This is a genomic window from Burkholderia sp. HI2500 (assembly GCF_002223055.1).
In the GTDB taxonomy this organism is placed as follows: domain Bacteria; phylum Pseudomonadota; class Gammaproteobacteria; order Burkholderiales; family Burkholderiaceae; genus Burkholderia.
This window is the reverse complement of the sequence record NZ_NKFL01000006.1, coordinates 1979683-1998762: the sequence shown is the minus strand read 5'-3', so window position 1 is coordinate 1998762 and position 19080 is coordinate 1979683. Positions and strand designations below refer to the sequence as shown.

Annotated in this window: 18 protein-coding genes and 1 pseudogene; 8 read left to right on the top strand and 11 right to left on the bottom strand. The window is 61.4% G+C overall.

Going from position 1 to position 19080, the window contains the following annotated elements; genetic code table 11:
* The first annotated feature begins 510 nt into the window (after nt 1–510).
* Nucleotides 511–1729, top strand: a pseudogene (locus CFB45_RS26675) (IS256 family transposase).
* 73 nt (nt 1730–1802) lie between these two features.
* Here CFB45_RS26675 and CFB45_RS26670 read toward each other — a convergent pair.
* Both CFB45_RS26670 and CFB45_RS26665 read right to left on the bottom strand, forming a co-directional pair.
* Nucleotides 1803–3011 carry a lysozyme inhibitor LprI family protein gene (locus tag CFB45_RS26670; RefSeq protein WP_144025229.1) on the bottom strand — a complete coding sequence of 403 codons (1209 nt, stop codon included), beginning with the start codon at nt 3009–3011 and terminating at the stop codon, nt 1803–1805.
* A 99-nt stretch (nt 3012–3110) separates the two neighbouring features.
* Nucleotides 3111–4799: a hypothetical protein gene (locus CFB45_RS26665; RefSeq protein ID WP_218828876.1), complete on the bottom strand. Its 1689-nt coding sequence runs from the start codon at nt 4797–4799 to the stop codon at nt 3111–3113.
* Between the two features lie 587 nt (nt 4800–5386).
* Between CFB45_RS26665 and CFB45_RS26660 the strand changes: the two genes are divergently transcribed.
* On the top strand, nt 5387–5683 hold the full coding sequence (locus CFB45_RS26660; protein ID WP_089429160.1) for a hypothetical protein: 297 nt from the start codon (nt 5387–5389) through the stop codon (nt 5681–5683).
* Between the two features lie 208 nt (nt 5684–5891).
* Here the strand turns inward: CFB45_RS26660 and CFB45_RS26655 are convergent, their stop codons facing one another.
* The 3 genes from CFB45_RS26655 to CFB45_RS26645 all read right to left on the bottom strand — a co-directional run bounded on the left by CFB45_RS26655 (nt 5892) and on the right by CFB45_RS26645 (nt 9512).
* Nucleotides 5892–7133 carry a metal-dependent hydrolase family protein gene (locus CFB45_RS26655; protein ID WP_089428118.1) on the bottom strand — a complete coding sequence of 414 codons (1242 nt, stop codon included), beginning with the start codon at nt 7131–7133 and terminating at the stop codon, nt 5892–5894.
* 12 nt (nt 7134–7145) lie between these two features.
* A complete protein-coding gene (locus tag CFB45_RS26650) occupies nt 7146–8462 on the bottom strand; it encodes an MFS transporter (RefSeq protein ID WP_089428117.1) in 1317 nt (438 codons plus the stop codon).
* A gap of 138 nt (nt 8463–8600) precedes the next feature.
* The gene (locus CFB45_RS26645) at nt 8601–9512 is read right to left on the bottom strand and encodes a LysR substrate-binding domain-containing protein (protein ID WP_089428116.1); all 912 of its coding nucleotides are present in this window, start codon (nt 9510–9512) and stop codon (nt 8601–8603) included.
* 184 nt (nt 9513–9696) lie between these two features.
* Here CFB45_RS26645 and CFB45_RS26640 point away from each other — a divergent pair, with 184 nt between their 5' ends.
* From CFB45_RS26640 to CFB45_RS39120, 3 genes are read left to right on the top strand one after another with little or no spacing between them, the layout of a single operon-like run.
* Nucleotides 9697–10107, top strand: coding sequence for a TIGR02594 family protein (locus tag CFB45_RS26640; RefSeq protein WP_089428115.1), 411 nt, complete (start codon nt 9697–9699; stop codon nt 10105–10107).
* A gap of 7 nt (nt 10108–10114) precedes the next feature.
* Entirely contained in the window at nt 10115–10237 is a 123-nt protein-coding gene (locus tag CFB45_RS26635) for a hypothetical protein (protein ID WP_373558419.1), read from the top strand.
* A gap of 6 nt (nt 10238–10243) precedes the next feature.
* Nucleotides 10244–10381 carry a hypothetical protein gene (locus CFB45_RS39120; protein WP_179255104.1) on the top strand — a complete coding sequence of 46 codons (138 nt, stop codon included), beginning with the start codon at nt 10244–10246 and terminating at the stop codon, nt 10379–10381.
* Nucleotides 10382–10476: 95 nt separating this feature from the next.
* Here CFB45_RS39120 and CFB45_RS26630 read toward each other — a convergent pair whose 3' ends face one another.
* From CFB45_RS26630 to CFB45_RS26610, 5 genes are all read right to left on the bottom strand, one after another.
* Nucleotides 10477–11913 carry an efflux transporter outer membrane subunit gene (locus CFB45_RS26630; RefSeq protein WP_089428114.1) on the bottom strand — a complete coding sequence of 479 codons (1437 nt, stop codon included), beginning with the start codon at nt 11911–11913 and terminating at the stop codon, nt 10477–10479.
* A 19-nt stretch (nt 11914–11932) separates the two neighbouring features.
* The gene (locus CFB45_RS26625) at nt 11933–13507 is read right to left on the bottom strand and encodes a DHA2 family efflux MFS transporter permease subunit (RefSeq protein WP_089428113.1); all 1575 of its coding nucleotides are present in this window, start codon (nt 13505–13507) and stop codon (nt 11933–11935) included.
* Between the two features lie 13 nt (nt 13508–13520).
* Complete coding sequence (locus CFB45_RS26620) at nt 13521–14615, bottom strand: HlyD family secretion protein (RefSeq protein ID WP_089428112.1); 1095 nt, start codon at nt 14613–14615, stop codon at nt 13521–13523.
* 64 nt (nt 14616–14679) lie between these two features.
* On the bottom strand, nt 14680–15111 hold the full coding sequence (locus CFB45_RS26615) for a MarR family winged helix-turn-helix transcriptional regulator (RefSeq protein ID WP_089428111.1): 432 nt from the start codon (nt 15109–15111) through the stop codon (nt 14680–14682).
* An 81-nt stretch (nt 15112–15192) separates the two neighbouring features.
* Nucleotides 15193–16113, bottom strand: coding sequence for a LysR family transcriptional regulator (locus tag CFB45_RS26610; protein WP_089428110.1), 921 nt, complete (start codon nt 16111–16113; stop codon nt 15193–15195).
* A 91-nt stretch (nt 16114–16204) separates the two neighbouring features.
* Here CFB45_RS26610 and CFB45_RS26605 point away from each other — a divergent pair, with 91 nt between their 5' ends.
* From CFB45_RS26605 to CFB45_RS26595, 3 genes are all read left to right on the top strand, one after another.
* Entirely contained in the window at nt 16205–16633 is a 429-nt protein-coding gene (locus tag CFB45_RS26605; RefSeq protein ID WP_089428109.1) for a MarR family winged helix-turn-helix transcriptional regulator, read from the top strand.
* A 190-nt stretch (nt 16634–16823) separates the two neighbouring features.
* Nucleotides 16824–18071: an aconitase X gene (locus CFB45_RS26600; protein ID WP_089428108.1), complete on the top strand. Its 1248-nt coding sequence runs from the start codon at nt 16824–16826 to the stop codon at nt 18069–18071.
* Nucleotides 18064–18528, top strand: a complete 465-nt coding sequence (locus tag CFB45_RS26595) for an aconitase X swivel domain-containing protein (RefSeq protein ID WP_089428107.1) — start codon at nt 18064–18066, stop codon at nt 18526–18528. The genes CFB45_RS26600 and CFB45_RS26595 overlap by 8 nt, the downstream gene beginning before the upstream one ends.
* Nucleotides 18529–18577: 49 nt before the next feature.
* Here the strand turns inward: CFB45_RS26595 and CFB45_RS26590 are convergent, their stop codons facing one another.
* Nucleotides 18578–18997 carry an ester cyclase gene (locus tag CFB45_RS26590; RefSeq protein ID WP_089428106.1) on the bottom strand — a complete coding sequence of 140 codons (420 nt, stop codon included), beginning with the start codon at nt 18995–18997 and terminating at the stop codon, nt 18578–18580.
* Between the last annotated feature and the right edge of the window lie 83 nt (nt 18998–19080).

Here is a 19080-nt window from a genome sequence, read left to right as displayed (position 1 = left end):
ACTTGCGCAGATATACGTGTCAAGTGTTTCTTTCGGTGAGTTATTTCGAATGTTTCGGTTGCTATGTATCACAATGACGTGGTGGGCGCTTTATGTCTAGTGCGATCCATCGATAGTCATATTGATGACGTCTTACGCAATCGTGAGGTGAACTGCCAAGGAAGGTTTCTGTAGTGGGAAAACTCCCATTGGACGTTTTGGCGAGAATCTCTTGTAGCAATTGGTATGTGACGTCTGAAGTGATCGGCGAACGAGGATAGGATAAACAATCAATGCGAATTGAGGATATCTTCGACCATAGCCTCGTTTTAATGCAGCCGGGCCGCAGCCGGTTTATTGTGTCGAAGGTGGCTAGAGTAAGGGCATGTGCCACGCAAGTTGTTGTATTGCTATTCGCGGACCTATCCGTGATTTTGTGGGCAGGGCATATCATGAGGTGTAAAGGCCATGGATATGCCGATGAAATAGAAAAGACAAACTGTAGCGCATCAGGCAGCGGCCCGAGGGCCGCTGCCTGAACTGCCCAAGGAACTGCTGGACCAGTTGGTCAAGGGGCCGATGACGCCGGCCGAGGTGCAGGACCTGATGCTGGCGTTCAACAAAGCGGTCATCGAACGGTGCGATGGGCGCCGAGATGAATCTGCATCTGGGCTACCCGCTGGGCCAGCCCAAGCCGCCCGGTCAGGCCAACGAACGCAACGGCGCCAGCGGCAAGACGATCATCACCGATCGTGGCCCAATCCGGGTCGACGTGCCTCGTGACCGTGACGGCAGCTTCGAGCCGATCCTGATTCCCAAGCACGAACGCCGTTTCACCGGCTTCGACGAACGCATCATCGCGATGTACGCCCGCGGCATGAGCGTGCGCGAGATTCAGGGATTTCTGGCCGAGCACTATGGCACCGAGGTATCGCCCGACTTCATCAGCTCGGTCACCGACGAGGTGATGGCCGAAGCGCTGAGCTGGCAGAGCCGCCCGCTCGAGACGATGTATGCGGCGGAGTTCTTCGATGCGCTGCGGGTCAAGATCCGCGACGATGGCGTGGTCAGCAACAAGGCCGTCTATCTGGCGCTGGGTATCCAGGCCGACGGCCAGCGCGATGTGCTGCGCCTGTGGATCGAGCAGACCGAGGGCGCCAAGTTCTGGCTCAAGGTGTTCAACGAACTGAAGACGCGCGGCTGCCAGGACATCCTGATTGTCGTGGTGGACGGCTTGAAGGGGCTGACCGAGGCTATCAGCGCAGCCTATCCACGGACCACCGTTCAGACCTGCATCGTGCATCTGATCCGCAACAGTCTGGAGTACGCCAGCTACAGGGACCGCACGGTACTGGCCGCGGCGTTGCGTCCGATCTACGCGGCCGCTAGCGAAGAGGCGGCAAGGCAGGCGTTACAGGACTTCGCTGACGGCCCTCGGGGCCAGAAATACCCGACCATCGTGCAATCGTGGCAGCGGGCATGGGAGCACGTCGGACCGTTCTATGTGTTCCCGCCGGAAATTCGACGGGTTGTATACACGACAAACGCCATAGAAAGTCTGAACATGCAGTTGCGCAAGATCATCAAGACGCGCGGCCACTTCCCGAATGACGAGGCGGCGATCAAGCTGCTCTGGCTGGCGTTGCGCAACCTGCTGGCCAAGACCGTGCGGTCCGCCTTCGACTGGAAATCAGCGATGAATCAGTTTGCTATCCTGTTCGGAGAGAGATTTATGCAGGCGCGAGGATAACGTGCGGTTCAACCGCCTCGCCCACAAAAATGCGGACAGGTTCAGAAGACGGGGAACCTCCACCTCTGAAAACTTATTTAATGAACCAGGAAAAATTGGGAGCTTCAAGTGACGGTCCGGGTAGTGCCATCCAATTGATCAGTACATCCTTGGGGTCGGTGAGCAGACAGTTGGCTTCTCTGTCCCATTCGAATTGAGTGTCCTGAAGACAACCCGCTCCGCTAAACACCGAGAGCGCTCCGAAGCAAAAGTATGTCCACGCTCCAGCAGGTCCGATCCGACCGCGCACGTAAATCTCTTGCGTCCTCAAACTGCTGCGGAATTCAATCATCAATTGATCGTCGTACTCAAGAACATCTGCCAATGTCAATTTTCCGAGAGGAATGTCAGTGACAAATCCTGGGGATGATCCAAAATAGACCTGACCTTGGATCAAGGCGACAATGACGTGATTGACGGCGTCGTTGTCGTTAAAGGAAATTTCAACCTGAGTTTCCTCATAGCGGTAATAGATGAAATTGGCAGAGACAAAACTTGGTGTGCCAAGGGTGTCGTAAACGCGCTGTTTCGGTACACCCGGCTCTATGTGTTGCAGAAGATTCCTTGGGGTTCTCACATGCTCAACTACCAAGTCATCAGTGTTCTCCATTCTTCCTTCTGCTGATAAGCTGGCTATTCGCTCACGTGTAATCGCTTCGTATCGGAGATTGACCATGAGTGGTCTGATTGTCCCGCCTTCCCAAATCCGAGACGCTCGCTTTGTTTCTGTTTCCCGGTATGCATCCCAGGCCGATTGCGACTGCTGAAGCAATAGACGATCCTCTTCGTCGAATTCTCGCATCTTGCTAGTGACTATCGCTGTCAACTCGTCATCTGCCTGCGATGCCTTTTTCATCGACAGAATATTCATGTCTGTTTGCGTTAATGCGTTATCCCAATCTGGGTCATGCTCCGCATTTTCGGCATCTCCAACCAATTGTGAGGCGGCTTCCGTATATTGCTGCGCGGTGACGACGGCAACACTGGCTGTTCTGCCGAGAGCTTTAGCGCGGAAGTTCTGAAGTTCCTCAAGAGTGGTTCCGCTCTTGTCGAGTTTTTCTTTGAGGTCGGCAAGCTGATTTAGCTGTGTAATATTTTCCGTTTCCGGTTTTCCTTCTATCTTCCGCTCAATCAAATATTTTCCAAATAGGTAGATTCCATAAGCCGCCGGGATAGCCAGAAATTTAACCCAGTCATTTTGGAGAAACACGTTGATGTGCTTCTGGATTTCAGTGATTTCCAAGCCGGATCCTCATTTCGCGGGACGCCACATACGATTCATGGTTAAGATTTAAAATATCTAAATATTGCTGTGTAGTTCGTTATTAATTAGTTCGGTTGGTTATGCGGTGACGGCATTCAGTTCGTCCTTGTATGGAACTATTGGGGAGTAGAGTTTATGAAATGCTCGGCCAATTGCACCTGAAAATAGCAAGAGTTCTGGGTTGTTTGATCCGCCCTTAAGAATGTGATCTAATGCGATGCCAGGATAAGGGTCGACGTAGTAAATTTTTCTAATGCCAAGCTGATACGCCTTTTTTGAACAAAGTTCACATGGGCTAGCGGTGGTGAAGAGCAGGCCGCCCTCTATTGAGGCAAGTCCATACTTTGCAACTTGCAAGAATGCGTTTTCTTCAGCATGTAACGAACGGGTGTGAACTTGATTTTTTTCATTCTTGAAAGCGTTGTATTCTGATTTGAAGCAGAAAGCATTGTTGCGCCCAGTTGATGAAACTATGTCGAACCGTTTGCTCCGCTCTTTGAAATGACCGAGATATTTCTCGTCATTTTTCTCGAAATCACTGTAAGCGATCTTATCGTTTCCCTGAAGGAGGTCGTTGCGGCTTCGAAGATTGCAGGGAACGTGGCCAAAGGGTGCATCGTTCCACCCAATCGATCTAAGGGAATAGTTCGCATCCGTGACCACAGCGCCAACTTGGCGAGAAATGCAGCCGGAATTTAGCTTTGCCGTGTAGGCAATCTGCATACATCGCTCCACTGCTGAGGGGGTGACTATTCCTGGCCTCCTAATTAATGAGACAAATTTTATGAGTTGATTTGTTAGATCTTGATATTCAGCAACCTTGCTCGAAACATTTGGATTGCTTACGTATAAATCTGCGCGCTGAAGGCATGATTGAATATCTTGAACAGAATAAAAATCAAGGTCATCTAGATCGTGTGTTGTATATTCGATTTTATCGATCGATTCGATGTCAATTTCCGAATACTTCAACTCGCGGAGGCGTGCTAGTCGATCGTCTTCAGGGGCGGAGACGGCGAGTAGATAAAATGCGGCATATCTGTCTTGGAAGAAAACTGCCTCAAGGGGATTTCGAATTGCATCCACAACAATATATGTCGGATCTCCTTTGTTTTTGCGGGCGTCATGAATCAATTTAATAACGAAATTGATCCGTTCGGCCAAGGCAAAAAAAGCACCATCCTTCATTGTTTTTGCAAAAGGATCTCCAGATAGGCGGATGTTTTTTCCAATAATTTGATATAATTTTACAAAAGAACTTTCTCCTAAAATTTCCCGAAGTGCCTCGCACTTTATGGGTAGCGACTGCGTATAATATTCGATGGGGTCTGTGGATTTGTCGTTATCTCTTATTGCGGTGTAGGGCACCCGAAGTTCATCAAGAAGATCTGCAAAAGCCATTCGCTTGGCATCAGACTCAAAAAGATCCGAAAATTTATCAGCCCAAAAGCTTCCCTCCTGATCCAAAAGGAAGGTGGTAATTATGGCTCTAACTTGCAGAAGCAAAAACGGTGTCCAAGTGGCTTCGAAATGTCTTTGTAAAATCCGTTCTTTTCGTTGTTCGTTGGTGTGGGGGTCATTTCCAAAAAATAGGTTGTGGCGGATTTCTTCTTTTCTGGATTGAAATATTTTGGCAACTGTGCTGCAGCCGCTCCCCGTTCTGCCAGTCAAGCCGATTACAATGAAATCATCGTCGTCGCCATATATTTGAGCCACCGCTGATTTTAGATAGTTCGTGTTCTGCTTTGGTCCCATTGGCTCGGTCATGTGCGTCTCCTCATTATTTATTAAATTGGTGCCACAGATTTGCTATCCCGATTGATTTAATGCGGATCAAAGATCATACGGGCGCGATACTGTTATCATAGTACATATGCTGGTCTCGGAACGCACGAGCTATTTTTCGTCCATAAGCTTCAAGGGCGAGATCCAGAGATGGGTGCTGGACACCCAGCGGCGAATCGGGAACGAGGGAGCCTCAAGATAAAGTATCGGCAGCGGTTAATACTGGCAGTCTGTCAAAAGTCTCTTGCGTACGTACAAAGTCTCCAAGTCACTGACCTAGAGCGTCAGGCCGGGCGCACACCTCCCTATACCTAACGGCCAATCCCCTCGATCCCCCATTTCTGAGATGCCAGCCCGACTACACTGGTTATGAAGCCTTGCTTCTCGCCATCGGAAGCTGAATGCGGCCCCCTCCGCCCCGATGGCCGAACGAAAGCCGTCTTGCCCAACAAGACGCAGCGAAGAGGGGAGAAAGAAGGGGAAACCCAAGGCATCAAAGAAGCGCGGGCCGCATGGGCGGCAACCCATACGACCCGCTGACCACCACCAACTCAGTACAGGAGTCAGAAATGGCTGACGCCAATACTAAGCCACGTCGTAGAAAGAACAAACCCGTCAACATGCAGAAGACGTTTGAGCTGGTCCTGCGCAACTACCCGGACCTTCCCAAGCGAGGCTGGCCGTATCTGCCGTGGATGAAGGCGATCGACATTGATTTCAAGATCTTCGGATTCAAGCCTGGCGACCGCGTATACGTGGACGCCAACTACGCGACCCGGCAGATCACGATCACGCCGGATTACAGCCAGTTGGCGTTGCGAGAGCAGCCGTACCACGATCTTGACCGTGGACCGTCGACGCTATAACGCCTGCTAGGGCCGCGTGATGCGGCCCTGGCGAGTGGAATGCAGGCGTTTCCCGAATGCGACTGACTGCCGGGGCGGCACCGCCCCGGCCATTGCCGCAAACGCCGCGACTCACACCTCCAGCCACCTTCAACAACTGTCACGACCGCAAGGCCCGTGAGGCGACACGGCGCCTGCCGAAACAGCCGAGTGGCGTCAGATCATCAAATCAACGCCCGCTGGCTTGGCGTTTCACAAGCGCCCCCCGCTGCAACACATACTCGACCCGCGCGCCTTCATCGGCCACGACTCCGATATCCTCAAGCGGATTCCCATCCAGCACGACGAGGTCGGCGATCGCCCCCACGGCAACCACCCCGAGCTGCCCCTGCATATTGACGATCTCCGCCGCCACGGTCGTCGCCGACCGGAGCGCTTCCAGATTCCCCAGCACCTCCGCCCGGATCCGGAACTCTCCGCTTTGAAAGGAGTGCATTTCCCCGAGTAGATCCGACCCGAACCCCATCTTCACGCCGGCGTTCGCATAGATTTCCAGCGATTCGCGTCCTTTCTGCTGAACGGAAGCCACTTTTGCCACCGAATCCGGCGGCATCCCGAACTCCGCGCCGTGTTTGGCCAGCGCGTCGTAAGTCACAAGCGTAGGAACCACAAACGCCCCACGCTCGTGCATCAGCTTCGCCGCAGCCTCATCCACGAGATTCCCATGCTCGATCGTCCTAACCCCACATCGCACTGCCCGAGCAATCGCCCGCCCCGTATACGCATGCGCCATCACATAAGTATTCGCGGCCTCGGCTTCATCCACGATGGCCCGAATCTCGTCCTCGGAATACTGCGTGTTCGCAATCGGGTCGGTCGGCGAAGCCACGCCCCCTGACGCCATGATCTTGATCTGCGTCGCGCCTTTCTGAATTTCTTCGCGCACGGCGAGCCGCACACCTTCGACCCCGTCCACCACCCGAGCAATCGCCCCCGTCCTGAAGCAGCAAGAACAAGGCTCCAGCAAATCCCCACGAGGCCGAAAGTCCCCATGCCCGCCGGTCTGCGACAACGCCTTGCCCGACGGAAAAATCCGCGGCCCCGACACCAGCCCGGTTTCGACGGCCTGCATCAAGCTCCAGTCCGCGCCCCCAGCATCCCTCACGCTGGTGAACCCACGCGACAACATCGCATCGAGAATCGGCAACGACCGAATCGCGGCAAGAATATTCGGCTGCGTCGCATTCACACCGAGGTTCGCATTCGAAGCCAGCACGTGCACATGGCAATCGATGAACCCCGGCATCACGGTCTTGCCGCGCACGTCGATCACCTGCGCATTCGGAAAATCCACCGGCTGATCGGTGACTTCGACGATCCGCTCGCCGTCGATGACGACATGATGATGGTCGAGCAGCACGCCCCGTTCGAGATCGAGTACGTTGCCGCCTTGAAGCACGGTAATGGTCATGGAGAGAGATCCTTATCGATTGACGGAAGCGCCGCGCTTCGCGTCCTTCACGAAGCGCGTGCCGATGAAGCTGACGGCCGCCGCGAGCGTCACGTAGAAGGCCGGCGCCATGTTGCTGCCGGTGCGGGCGATGAGCCACGTGATCAGGAACGGCGCGAAGCCGCCGAAGATCGTGACCGCGAAGTTGTAGGCGACGGACAGCCCGGTCGACAGCACCTTGGTCGGGAACAGTTCGGCGAACGCCGCGAGAATCGGCCCCGTGTAGGTCGCGATCAGCACGCCGAACACGGCCTGGAACACGATCAGCGACGTGAACCCGGGCGCATGGTTGATCCACGCGAACATCGGCCATGCGAGCACGAAGATGGCCAGCGCCGATCCGGACAGGAACACGCGCCGTCCCCACACGTCGGCGAGCCGGCCGACGATCGGCGAGCAGCACATGATCATCAGCCCGCCGACCATGCCGGCCGCGAAGCCGGTCGATTGCGGTAGATGCAGCGTGCGCACGGAATACGTCGGCATGTAGAAGAGCAGCACGTAGGTGCAGACGGTCCACAGAATGACCATCGAAAAGCTCGCGAACGTCTCGCGCGGGTAGGTGGACAGCACTTCCTTCAGCGGCGAGCTTTCTTTCGCCTGCGCTTCGACGGCGCTGAATGCGGGCGTCTCGTCGATATGGCTGCGGATGTAGTAGCCGACGGGCCCGACGATGATCCCGAGCAGGAACGGCAGCCGCCAGCCCCAGCTATGCAGCGCCTGCGCGTCGAGCGACGTCGTGACGAAGGTGCCGGTCGCGGCGCCGAGCAGCACCGCGAAGCCGATGCTCGACTGGATCCAGCTCGAGTAGTACGCGCGCTTCTCCGGCGGTGCGTATTCGGTGAGGAACGCGGTGGCGCCGCCCATCTCGCCGCCGGCCGAGAAGCCTTGCAGCAGCCGCGCGACGACGATCAGCAGCGGCGCGGCGATACCAGCCTGTTCGTAGGTCGGCGCGAGCCCGATGAGCGCGGTGCCGGCGGCCATCATGAGGATGGTGAGCGACAGCGCGGCCTTGCGCCCGACCTTGTCCGCGTAGATGCCGAGCACGATGCCGCCGACGGGCCGCATGAAGAAGCCGACGCCGAACGTCGCGACGGTCAGCAGCACGGACGTCAGTTCGTTGCCGGTCGGAAAGAACAGTTTCGCGATGATGACCGCGAAGAAGCTGTAGACGGTGAAATCGAACCATTCGAGACCATTGCCGATCACGGTCGCGACGATGGCGCGGCGGCGCTGCTGCACTGCCGCATCGACGGCAGGCGCGGCGCGCGGGGAAAGCGTTCCTTGCATGGTCTCTTCCTCTATCGGAATCAGAAGACGGGACGGCTGCCCCGCGTGAACCCATGCTAAGGACAGCGCGATTTTTTTCTGAAACGAAAGATTTGCATGCACGCATGCGCTGGGCGCATGCGTTGCGTGATGAATCGGTCAGGGCGCCGTCTGCCGCTCCGCCTGTTCGAACAGCCAGCGTGTGAACAGGCGCGCGGCGTGGTTCTGCGCGCGGTCGTTGGGCGAGATCACGTAGTAGCCGCCACCGTGGCTCGCGGATGCGTCGGTCACGCGCACGAGCAGCCCGGCCTCGATGCAGGCGTCGATCATGTAGCGCCAGCCGAGCGACACGCCCTGGCCGAGAATCGTCATCTGCACGATCTGCGGATACGAGTTGATGGTGATGTCCTGGGGCCGTGCCTTCTGCCGATCGATGTCGTTCTGGTCGAACCATTCGGACCACGACATCCACTGACGCTGCCCGTCCTCGAGGCGCAGCAGCGTCTCGTTCGCGAGGTCGGCCGCGGCGAGCGTGCGGCCGGCCAGGTAACCTGGCGCGCAGACGGGAAACACTTCCTCGTCGAACAGGCGGCGCGCGGTGTATTCGGCGGGCGCCTGCTGACGCACGTAGTACACGCCCACGTCGAACTCGGCCGGCGACATCGACGCGAGGCCATCCCGTACGATCAAGCGCAGCTTGATGTTCGGATAGGCGGCGCGGAAATCCGGCAGGCGCGGCGTGAGCCACAGCAGCGCGACGCCCGACGAGCAGGCGATCGTCATTTCGAGATCGCCGTACGGTTTCATCACGTCATGCGTGGCTTCCGCGCATTGCGTGAGCAGATGGTGGACCTGGGCCGCGTATTGCTCGCCGGCGATCGTCAGCCGCAGCGAACGATGCTCGCGCACGAACAGCGAGCGGCCGAGGAATTCCTCGAGCTGCTGGATCTGCCGGCTGATCGCGCTTTGGGTCAGGTGCAGCTCGGCGGCCGCGCGCGTGAAGCTCGCGTGCCGCACGGCGGCTTCGAACGCGATGAGGCACTGAAGGGGCGGCAGGGGCGTGATGCGCATGGCAGCTTGGGAGGTCGAGGAGGCTGCCGATATGATACGAGCGGATCGAAAGGAAATCACAAGGAAGCAGGGTGCCGCCAGTCGCCGTATTCATGCGAAGATTGACCGCACAACACACTCGCCCGAGAACGACGTGACCCTATTCAACCCTGAGAGCAAACCGGACGCCGCCCATCCGCCGTGGATGCCCGTCGCGATGGCGGAACTCGGCATCCGCCGCCACCCGCCGGGCAGCATCAACCCGCGCATCGTCGAGTACAACAACCAGACGAACCTGGTCGGTTACGACGACAAGATTTCCTGGTGCTCGTCCTTCGTGAACTGGTGCATGACGCACGCCGGCATTCGTGGCACGGGCTCCGCGCTTGCGCGTTCGTGGCTCGAATGGGGGAGGCCGCTGGAACGGCCTGTCTACGGTTGCATCGCGATCCTGACGCGTGACGATCCCGCAAGCTGGAAAGGGCACGTCGGTTTCTACCTGCGCCACGACGACGAACAGGTATATCTCTTCGGCGGCAATCAGCTGGAAGAAGTACGCGAACTCGCGTACCCGTTGAACGAGGTGATTGGCTACCGCTGGCCCGACGCCGCATGATCACAGCATGCTGAACCGTCTGGTGTTGAACGACGATCCGGTGCCGCAGCGTCTCGCCGACTATGCGCGTGCGCAGTGGGAGCCGCCGTCGGTGCAGCGCTGGGTGAAGCTGAAGCGGCCGCCGCTGTAATTTGCAATGAATGTGCTTGGCCCGATCCTCATCGGGCTCCTGCTGGCTGCCGGCGTGTTCGTTGCGATCCGGTTCTGGCACAAGCCCGTCACGCGGATCGTCACCGTCATCGCAGGGCTGGGCATCGCGTGGGCGGCGGTCTAACTGATCGCGTTGTCATCCGTCAAATGCCTGGGATCGTGCGGCTGACGAGCGGGGCGCCGGCAAGCGTGAAAGCCGGCGCCGTATCGTGATTGCGCTCAGTTCTTCGCCACCGCCGCCACCTCCGGCCCACCCGCCGCGTCATTCCTGCTCCACCCACCCCCAAGCGACCGATACAGCGCCACCGCCGCCAGCGCGTGCTCGCGCTTGACCTGATTCAGCGAATCCGAATCCCGCAGATACACCTCCTGCGCGGACAGCACATCCAGAAAATCCGTCGCACCGCCCTTATAAAGCTGATTCGCCAACCCAAGCGCCTTGTCCGAAGCAGCCAGCGCACTACCCAGCCTGCGCGTCGCCTCATCGGAGCTGACGAGATTCGCCCGCGCATCCTCGACCTCCCGCAACGCCTGCAGCATCGTCTGCCGCAACCCGAGTTCCGACTCGCGCATCCGGCTTTCGCTCTGCGAGATATCGGCCGTAATCCGCCCCGCATTGAAGATCGGGCTCGTCGCACTCAACGCCGCACTGAACAGGTTATCGGTCAACGTCGGCAACCCGAGATAAGAAGCCGCCAGAATCCCGTCCGTCAGGTTCAACGAAAACTTCGGATACCGCTCCGCCTTCGCCACGCCGACTTGCGCCGCCCGCCGCTCGACCTGCGCATACGCCGTCAGCACATCCGGCCGCCGCAGCAACGCCTGCGAAGGCAGCGTCCCCGGTGCGCCAACCGGCGGCGCAGGAATCTCCCCGGCCTGTACCAGCAAGAGCCGATCGACCGACTCCGGCGTGCGCCCCGAATACACCGCAATCAGATTGAGCTGATGCGTAATCTGCGCCTGCGTCGGCGGAATCCGCGCTTCGAGCGCATCGAGCTGGTTCTGCGCACGCGTGACGTCGAGCTCGGTCGACAGCCCGAACGCCTGCCGCTTGCGCGTGAGTTCGAGCGCATGCTGGCGGATCTTCGCGTTGTCCTGCAGGATCTTCAGTTCCTGCTGCGCCCAGCGCAGATCGACATACGCGGAAGCCGCATCGGCCGCGAGTGCGAGCCGCATCGCATCTTCCGCATGCTTCTGCCCGACGAGTTCCGCTTGCGCGGCAAGCAGGTCGAGCCGTTCACCGCCGAACACATCGGGCGACCAGCTCAACGCGAGCCCTGCGCCAGCCTGCCGCACATACCCGAGCGGCGGCGGCGTGTTCTGCCGTGCGTCGGCCGCATGCGCGGTCGCGTCGAGTTCGGGCAGCAGCACCGCGCGCTTCTGCACGGTCAGCGCCTGCGCCTGCTTCACGCGTTCGGCTGCTGCCTGCAGATCGAGGTTGCCGTCGAGCACGGTGGCGATCAGCCGGTCGAGCGCGGGATCGTGGAATTGCGCCCACCACGCGGCGGCGTCGATGTCCGCGCGCGGCACATCGGTGTCCCATGCTTCCGGCGCGAGTGTTCGAACCGAATCCTGAAGCGCCGGATGCTGCGCGGGCTGCACCGCACAACCTGCGGCGAGTGCGCTGACGGCGAGGGCGACGAGAAGTTTTTTCATGATGGTGATGACCTCAACCTCAGTGCGCGTCCGGCGGCGGCGCGTTCAGGGAAATGGGTTTGGAGAAGACGACCGCGAGCAGCGCGACGACGAAGCACAGCGACAGCGCGTAGTACGCATCCGCATAGGTGAGCGTCAGCGCCTCGCGATAGATCAGGTGATGCAGGTTCGCGAGCCCGGCTTGCGCGGTGTCCAGCGTGTTGCCGGCCACCGACGTCCAGTACGCGGCCTGCCGATCGAGCAGCGACGCGATCTGCGGCTGGCCGGCGCTCACGTGCTCGTTCAGGCGCAGGTAATGAAAATTCAGACGGTCGTTGAGCATCGTCGCGCTCACCGCGATGCCGATCGCCCCGCCGAGATTGCGCATCAGGTTGAACAGGCCGCTCGCCGATTTGAGGCGCGACTGAGGCAGCGAGCCGAGCGCCATCGTCACGATCGGCGGCACGCTGAACTGCTGGCCGATGCCGCGCAGCGCCTGCGGCAGCAGCAGTTCGCGCCAGCCCCAGTCGTGCGTGATCGGCGTGTACAGGTAGCAGCCGAGCCCGAAACAGATCAGCCCGAACACGAGCAGCGCGCGCAGGCTGAAGTAGCGCGCGGCGAACGCATACGCACAAAGCGCAATCAGCTGGAACGCGCCGACCGACAGCAGCGCCATGCCGATCTGCAGCGAGCTGAACGCGCGCACCTGCGCCAGAAACAGCGGCGTGAGGAACACGGTCACGAAGATCCCGATGCCGGTGACGAACGACAGCAGGCTGCCGATCCCGAAGTTGCGCACGACGAGCGCGCGCAGGTCGACGATCGGGTCCTTCGCGGTCAGCGCATGCACGATGAACAGGAAACCGCAGATGCCGGAGATCCATGCGCAGATCACGATCGCATCGTCGCCGAACCAGTTCTTGCGCGGGCCTTCCTCCAGCACGTATTCGAGGCAGCCGAGGAAGCCCGACATCAGCACGATGCCGAGATAGTCGCCGCGCTTGATGAGGCTGAGGTCGGGTTCGTCGATGTGCACGTAGCGCGGCACGAGTGCGGCCACCGCGATGCCCGGCACGAGGTTCAGGTAGAACAGCCAGTGCCACGACCATTGGTCGGTGATCCAGCCGCCGATCACGGGGCCGATCGCCGGCGCGAGCGACGCGAGCGCGCCGATGGTCGTCGATGCGATCAGCCGCTGCTTGCCGGGGAACAGCACGAACGCGGTGGTGAACACGGTCGGGATCATCGCGGCGCCGAGCGCACCCTGCAGCCCGCGGAACAGGATCATCGAGTTGATGTCCCACGCGACGCCGCACAGCATGCTGGTGATCGTGAAGCCGACCGCCGATGTGGCGAACAGCCAGCGCGTCGACATCACCTTCGACAGCCAGCCCGACATCGGGATCACGATGATCTCGGCGATCAGGTAGGCGGTTTGCACCCACGACAGTTCGTCCTGGCTGGCGGAAAGTCCGCCGCCGATGTCGCGCAGCGACGACGCGACGATCTGGATGTCGAGCGTCGCCATGAAGAAGCCGACGCACATCAGCGCGAAGGCGAACACGCGCTGCCTGGTTGGTTGCGACGCGGGGTCGCCGGAAAACGCGGTGGTCATCGTCGTCTCCCGCTCAGTTCGCGTGGTCGGTATGCACGGTCACGACCGCGGACAGGCCGGGGCGCAGCACATGGTCGAGGCCCGGCTGCGGATCGAGATGCACGCGCACGGGCACGCGCTGGACGATCTTCGTGAAGTTGCCGGTCGCGTTCTCGGGCGGCAGCACGCTGAAGGTCGCGCCGGTGGCGGGCGCGAGGCTGTCGACGCGGCCGTGCAGTTTCGTGTTCGACGCATCGAGCGACACGTCGACGCGATCGCCCGCGTGCATCTTGCGCAGCTGGTCTTCCTTGAAGTTCGCGTCGATCCACAGCCCGGATGCCGGCACGACCGTCAGCAGCGGCACGCCGACGTTCGCGAGCATCCCGACGCGGCCCGTGCGGTTGCCGACGTAGCCGTCGACCGGCGAGCGGATCGTCGTGTATTCGACGTTGAGCGCGGCGACGCGCTGCGCGGCAAGCGCGGTGTTCACGCGGGCCCGCGCGTCGGCGAGCTGCGCGCCGAGCACGTCGAGCTGCCGCTTCGACGCGAGCAGCGCAGCGTCGCTGCGGTCGACGGCGGCGCCGGCCTTCGAATAGTCGGCGTCGGCGCGTTCGACGATCTGGTTCGACACGGCGTCGGATTTCACGAGCTCACGGTAGCGCACGCGATCCGACGCGGCGCGCGTCAGCTCGGCCGATGACGCATTCTTCTCGGCCGCCTGCTGGCCGATCACCGCGAATTGCAGTTGCTGCTTCGCCTCGAGTTCGGTCACGGCGGAGCGGGCGCTGTCGACTTCGGCGCTGGCCTGCGCGAGCTTCGCGTCGTAGTCGCGCGCATCGAGCTGCACGAGCACGTCGCCGGCTTTCACGCGCTGGTTGTCGGTCACGAGGATCTTGTCGACGAAGCCGTTGACCTTCGGCGCGAGCACGGTCACGTCGCCGCCGACATACGCATCGTCGGTGCTTTCCTGAAAGCGCAGCACGAACAGCCAGTCGAGCGCGGCGGCGACGACGACGATGACGACGGCACCCACCGCGATGCGCATCCACGGCACGCGACGCTGTTGCTTCGCGGGCTGGTCGAGTGTGGCTGCTTCACGGGATGAGGCAGCGGCTTGGGTCGTTTCCATCGATTCACCTATGTATATGCACTTATCAAGTCGATCGACGACATGTCGTCGATCGGGGAAGGGGCTAGCGTTCCGGCAGGTTGTGCGTGATCCGGAACAATTCGTCTCTCAGGCGGGCCGCCTGCGCCGACCCGAACCGCTGCTCGAACGCTTCCTGCGCGGCGAGCCAGTGCACGTGCGCGTCGGCGATCTTCGTTTCGCCGTGCGCGGTCAGCGCGAACGTCTGGCGGCGGCATCGCGGCTCGATCCGGCCGGCCACGAGCGCCGCACCGATAAGCGGCTTGAGCGCGCGCAGCAGCGCGGTGCGTTCGATCACCAGCACGGTCGACAGCGTCGCCATCGTCAAGCCGGGCCGGTCGCGCAGCAGCGCGAGAATGCTGTACTGCGACGGCGTCACGCCCGCCCGCGACAGATAACGCTCGTAGAACTGTGAGATCCGGCGGGCGGCTTGCCGGACCGCAAAGCAATCGTCATCGGTGAGCGTCATCTTGTGCATGTACACATGTTAGGAGGCAATGCGGCGCGAAGCGAGCGGCGGGGCACGATCAGATTGTTGTCGCGGCTGTACCAATCGGCGTCAGGCTGCCGCCGGAACGATCCAGCCTTCGCGGTCGCAATAGGCGGCCGTGTAGTCGATGAACGTCTTGACCTTCGCGGGCAGCAGCGCGCGGTTCGCGTAGGCGAGCTTGATCTCGACGGACGCATCGACGAGATCGGCGTCGGCCAGCAACTGCACGAGCGCGCCCGACGCAAGCTGGGCCTCGACGAGCGTCTTCGGCACGACGCCGATGCCGAAGTCGTGCATCACCATTTCACGGTTGAAGACGGGGCTGTTCGACGAGATGTCGAAGCGGAACGGCACGGTCAGCGTGTTGCCGTCGACGCGGAACGACAGCGCGGGCCGGCGCAGCGACGGCGACATCGGCACGAACGGGTGGTCGGCGAGATCGGCCGGCGCGACCGGGCGCGAATGGGCGCGCAGGTACGCGGGTGTCGCGACGATCACGAGCGGAATCCGCTCGATCAGCCGCACGACGGTCGATTCGTTCGTCAGCATGTACGGTACGACGATACCGATGTCGTAGCCTTCACCGACGAGATCGATGGGGCGCTCGGTCAGCGTCACGTCGAGGCGCACCTTCGGGTGCGCGGCCTTGAAGCCGGCGATCAGCGGCACCAGCCGGTTCAGCGTGGCCGTCGTGTGCGCGACGAGCCGCAGCAGGCCTTCGGGCTCGCGCGTCGGCGACTGCGCTTCCGCTTCGAGCGAGTCGAGTTCGTCGAGCACGGCCGCGCAGCGCTCGTAGATGCGCTCGGCCGTTTCGGTCAGCGACACCTGGCGCGTGGTCCGGTGCAGCAGCCGGCTGCCGAAGCGTGCCTCGAGATCCGCGACCGCGCGCGACACGACCGGCCGTGCGAGGCCGTGCATGTCGGCGGCGCGCGTGAAGCTGCGCATCTCCACCACCGACCGGAAAATCCGCAGCTTGTCGATGTAGTCCATGTCCGTCTCCTTGACGCGAGGGCCGGCCGCCGGCCTTGTTACGGCGGAGTGTACATTGACTTTATGCATATGCACATATAAATTGCGAAACATGAACGACACCTCGATTGCCCAGGCGTGCAACTGTCTCGCGCTGCGTCAGGCGGCGCGCTTCGTCACGCAACTGTACGAGCGCCATCTGGCCCCGGTCGGCGTCACGCCCGCCCAGTTCTCGATCATGGCGAACCTGACGCGCCAGCCCGGCCTGCTGATGAGCGAACTCGCCGATACGCTCGTGATGGATCGCACGACGTTGCTGCGCGCGCTGAAGCCGCTGCAGCGCGACGGGTTCGTCGCGACGGCCGCGTCCGAGCACGACACGCGCGCGCATGCGCTGAGCCTCACCAAGCTGGGCGAGCGCACGTTCGCTGAAGCGAAAGTCGCATGGCAGGCTGCACAGGACGAATTCGAGACGCAGTTCGGCCGCGACCGCGCGAAGGCGCTGCGCGACGAGCTGTTCAGTGTGACCGCGGAACGCTAGGCGGCGGGCTGGCGGCAAACTGGAGCGGAATTCTAGCCATTGGTCGCTTCGGGGGGCGCTCAGTGGCGGAAATTGGTTTTTTAAACTGTCCGGATCGATGGCGATCTGGACAGTTTTTATTTCCAGTTGTAGAGTCCCCCTGACGGATTTCACGAGCCGGCGCCGTCGGCACGCGTCAGAGGAGCGATCGATGCTGCAGTTGAGTGACCGCGACAGCGCCATGCTGCGCGGGGATTTCGGCGAGGGCGTCGCGCGTGCGATGCGGATCGTCGCGCGCACGGCGCACGTGATGTCCGCGCCGCACCTGATCGACATTACGTCTGCCCATATCGACGGCTGCCTGTACCACGGCCAGACCAGCCTCGATTTCGTCGAGTATTTCGTCGACACGGGCGCGAAGGTCGCGGTGCCGACCACGCTGAACGTCGGGTCGCTCGACCTGATCCATCCCGAGCTGTACCACGGCGATCGCACGATTCAGCGCGACGCGCAGCGCCTGATGGATGCGCATCTGCAGCTCGGCTGCGAATCGAGCTTCACGTGCGCGCCCTATCAACTGAAGAACCGTCCCGCGAAAGGCGAGCAGATCGCGTGGGCCGAATCGAATGCGATCGTGTTCGCGAACTCGGTGCTCGGCGCGCGGACGAGCCGGTACGGCGATTTTCTCGACCTGGCCGCGGCGATCACCGGGCGTGCGCCGTATGCGGGGCTGCATGTCGAAGCGAATCGCGCCGCGCGGATCGTGTTCAACGCACCGGATTTCAGTCGCCTGGCCTCGCGCGACATCTATTTCGCCGCACTCGGGCTGCTGATCGGCCGGATCGCGGGCGCGGTCGTGCCGGCGATCGTCGGGCTGCCGGCGGACACCACGGAAGACGAACTCAAGGCACTTGGCGCGGCCGCCGCGTCGAGCGGTGCTGTCGCACTGTTCCATGCGGTCGGCGTGACGCCGGAAGCGTCCACGCTCGATGCCGCGTTGCACGGACAAGCGGCGCAACGCACGGTCGATGTCGCGATGGCCGATCTCGACGAGATTCGCCGCACGCTGAACCACGGCGCGGCCGGCGATGCGCTTGTCGCGGTGGCGCTCGGCACGCCGCATTTCTCGCTGGCCGAATTCCGCACGCTCGATACGTTGCTCGACGCGTTCGACGGCAAGCCGGCCTGCGATTTCTACGTGAACACGAGCCGGTTCATCCTGTGGGAACTGGACGAGGCCGGCCTCGCGGAGAAATTCGCTGCACGCGGCATCCAGATCGTCGTCGATACCTGCACCTACATCACGCCGGTGATGAAGCAACTGTCGGGGCTCGTGATGACCAATTCGGGGAAATGGGCGTCGTATGCGCCCGCGAACATCGGCGTGACGGTCGCGTACGGCAGCATGCGCGAATGCGTGCGTTCGGCGTACGAAGGAAAGGTGCGATTCGATGACTGACGCGACGGGGAGGATGATGACGGGCGACACGCTCGTGCCGGGCAGCGCATGCGCGCGCCCGTTCGTGCTCGACAAGCCGCTCAGCTTCTGGGGCGGCTACGACTCGGGCGCGGGAAAGATCGTCGATCGCGGGCATCCGCAGGCCGGTGCGAGCCTCGCCGGCAAGGTGATGGTGATGCCGCACGCGAAGGGCTCGAGTTCGAGCAGCAGCGTGCTCGCGGAAGCCGTGCGCAACGGCACGGGGCCGGTCGCGATCGTGCTGAAGGAGCGCGACCTGATCGTCTCGATCGGCGCGATCGTGGCGGCCGAGCTGTATGCGATCGCGGTGCCGGTGGTGTGCGTGACCGACGACGTGTACGACGCGATCGTCGCCGCGACGGGGGAGGTGCGGATCGAAGCGGAAGAGGGTGACGGCGGCGCGCGGATCGATCTGGGCGGCGCGGCGCGTTCGGCCTGATCGATCCGCGTACGGCACGGCGAGCGCGCTTGCTCGCCTCGCCCGGGCGTTACAACTGCGCCCCCTTCAGGCTCCGGTGCACCTCGAGCGCATTGCGTTCGACCCAGTTGTGCTGAAGCAGCCCGTCGTCGCGCACGTGCCAGACGGCCGTGCCCGTCATGTCGATGGGCGACCCGCACGGCGCCGATCCCATGAACCCGTTGTTCTTCCCCGTCACGCGCCAGCGGCTCGCGACACGGTCGCCCGCTTCGTTCTGGAACGTTTCGACGACGTCGAACCGGAAGTCGTCGATGCTCGCGAGGAACGCCGCGACCCACGTCTTGAATGCCGCGCGCGAGCGGATGACCACGCCGCCCGACGTGATCGCGAAATCCTCGGCGACGAGTGCGTCCACCGCGTCGGGGTTGCGCGCCTGCCAGACTTCCCGCCAGAAGTGCTCGACGATCTCGACCGAATTGCGTTTGCTCATCTTCCTGCTCCGTTGATACGACGACGTTGATCCGTTGCCTGCCGCGGCTCGCGATCGAGTCCGGGTGACACGCAGTCATTGTG

Coding starts and splice junctions, on each gene's coding strand:
- CFB45_RS26665 (WP_218828876.1), bottom strand. CDS start 4,799: ATGACCGAGCCAATGGGACCAAAGCAGAACACGAACTATCTAAAATCA.
- CFB45_RS26660 (WP_089429160.1), top strand. CDS start 5,387: ATGGCTGACGCCAATACTAAGCCACGTCGTAGAAAGAACAAACCCGTC.
- CFB45_RS26655 (WP_089428118.1), bottom strand. CDS start 7,133: ATGACCATTACCGTGCTTCAAGGCGGCAACGTACTCGATCTCGAACGG.
- CFB45_RS26650 (WP_089428117.1), bottom strand. CDS start 8,462: ATGCAAGGAACGCTTTCCCCGCGCGCCGCGCCTGCCGTCGATGCGGCA.
- CFB45_RS26645 (WP_089428116.1), bottom strand. CDS start 9,512: ATGCGCATCACGCCCCTGCCGCCCCTTCAGTGCCTCATCGCGTTCGAA.
- CFB45_RS26640 (WP_089428115.1), top strand. CDS start 9,697: ATGCCCGTCGCGATGGCGGAACTCGGCATCCGCCGCCACCCGCCGGGC.
- CFB45_RS26635 (WP_373558419.1), top strand. CDS start 10,115: ATGCTGAACCGTCTGGTGTTGAACGACGATCCGGTGCCGCAGCGTCTC.
- CFB45_RS39120 (WP_179255104.1), top strand. CDS start 10,244: ATGAATGTGCTTGGCCCGATCCTCATCGGGCTCCTGCTGGCTGCCGGC.
- CFB45_RS26630 (WP_089428114.1), bottom strand. CDS start 11,913: ATGAAAAAACTTCTCGTCGCCCTCGCCGTCAGCGCACTCGCCGCAGGT.
- CFB45_RS26625 (WP_089428113.1), bottom strand. CDS start 13,507: ATGACCACCGCGTTTTCCGGCGACCCCGCGTCGCAACCAACCAGGCAG.
- CFB45_RS26620 (WP_089428112.1), bottom strand. CDS start 14,615: ATGGAAACGACCCAAGCCGCTGCCTCATCCCGTGAAGCAGCCACACTC.
- CFB45_RS26615 (WP_089428111.1), bottom strand. CDS start 15,111: ATGCACAAGATGACGCTCACCGATGACGATTGCTTTGCGGTCCGGCAA.
- CFB45_RS26610 (WP_089428110.1), bottom strand. CDS start 16,113: ATGGACTACATCGACAAGCTGCGGATTTTCCGGTCGGTGGTGGAGATG.
- CFB45_RS26605 (WP_089428109.1), top strand. CDS start 16,205: ATGAACGACACCTCGATTGCCCAGGCGTGCAACTGTCTCGCGCTGCGT.
- CFB45_RS26600 (WP_089428108.1), top strand. CDS start 16,824: ATGCTGCAGTTGAGTGACCGCGACAGCGCCATGCTGCGCGGGGATTTC.
- CFB45_RS26595 (WP_089428107.1), top strand. CDS start 18,064: ATGACTGACGCGACGGGGAGGATGATGACGGGCGACACGCTCGTGCCG.
- CFB45_RS26590 (WP_089428106.1), bottom strand. CDS start 18,997: ATGAGCAAACGCAATTCGGTCGAGATCGTCGAGCACTTCTGGCGGGAA.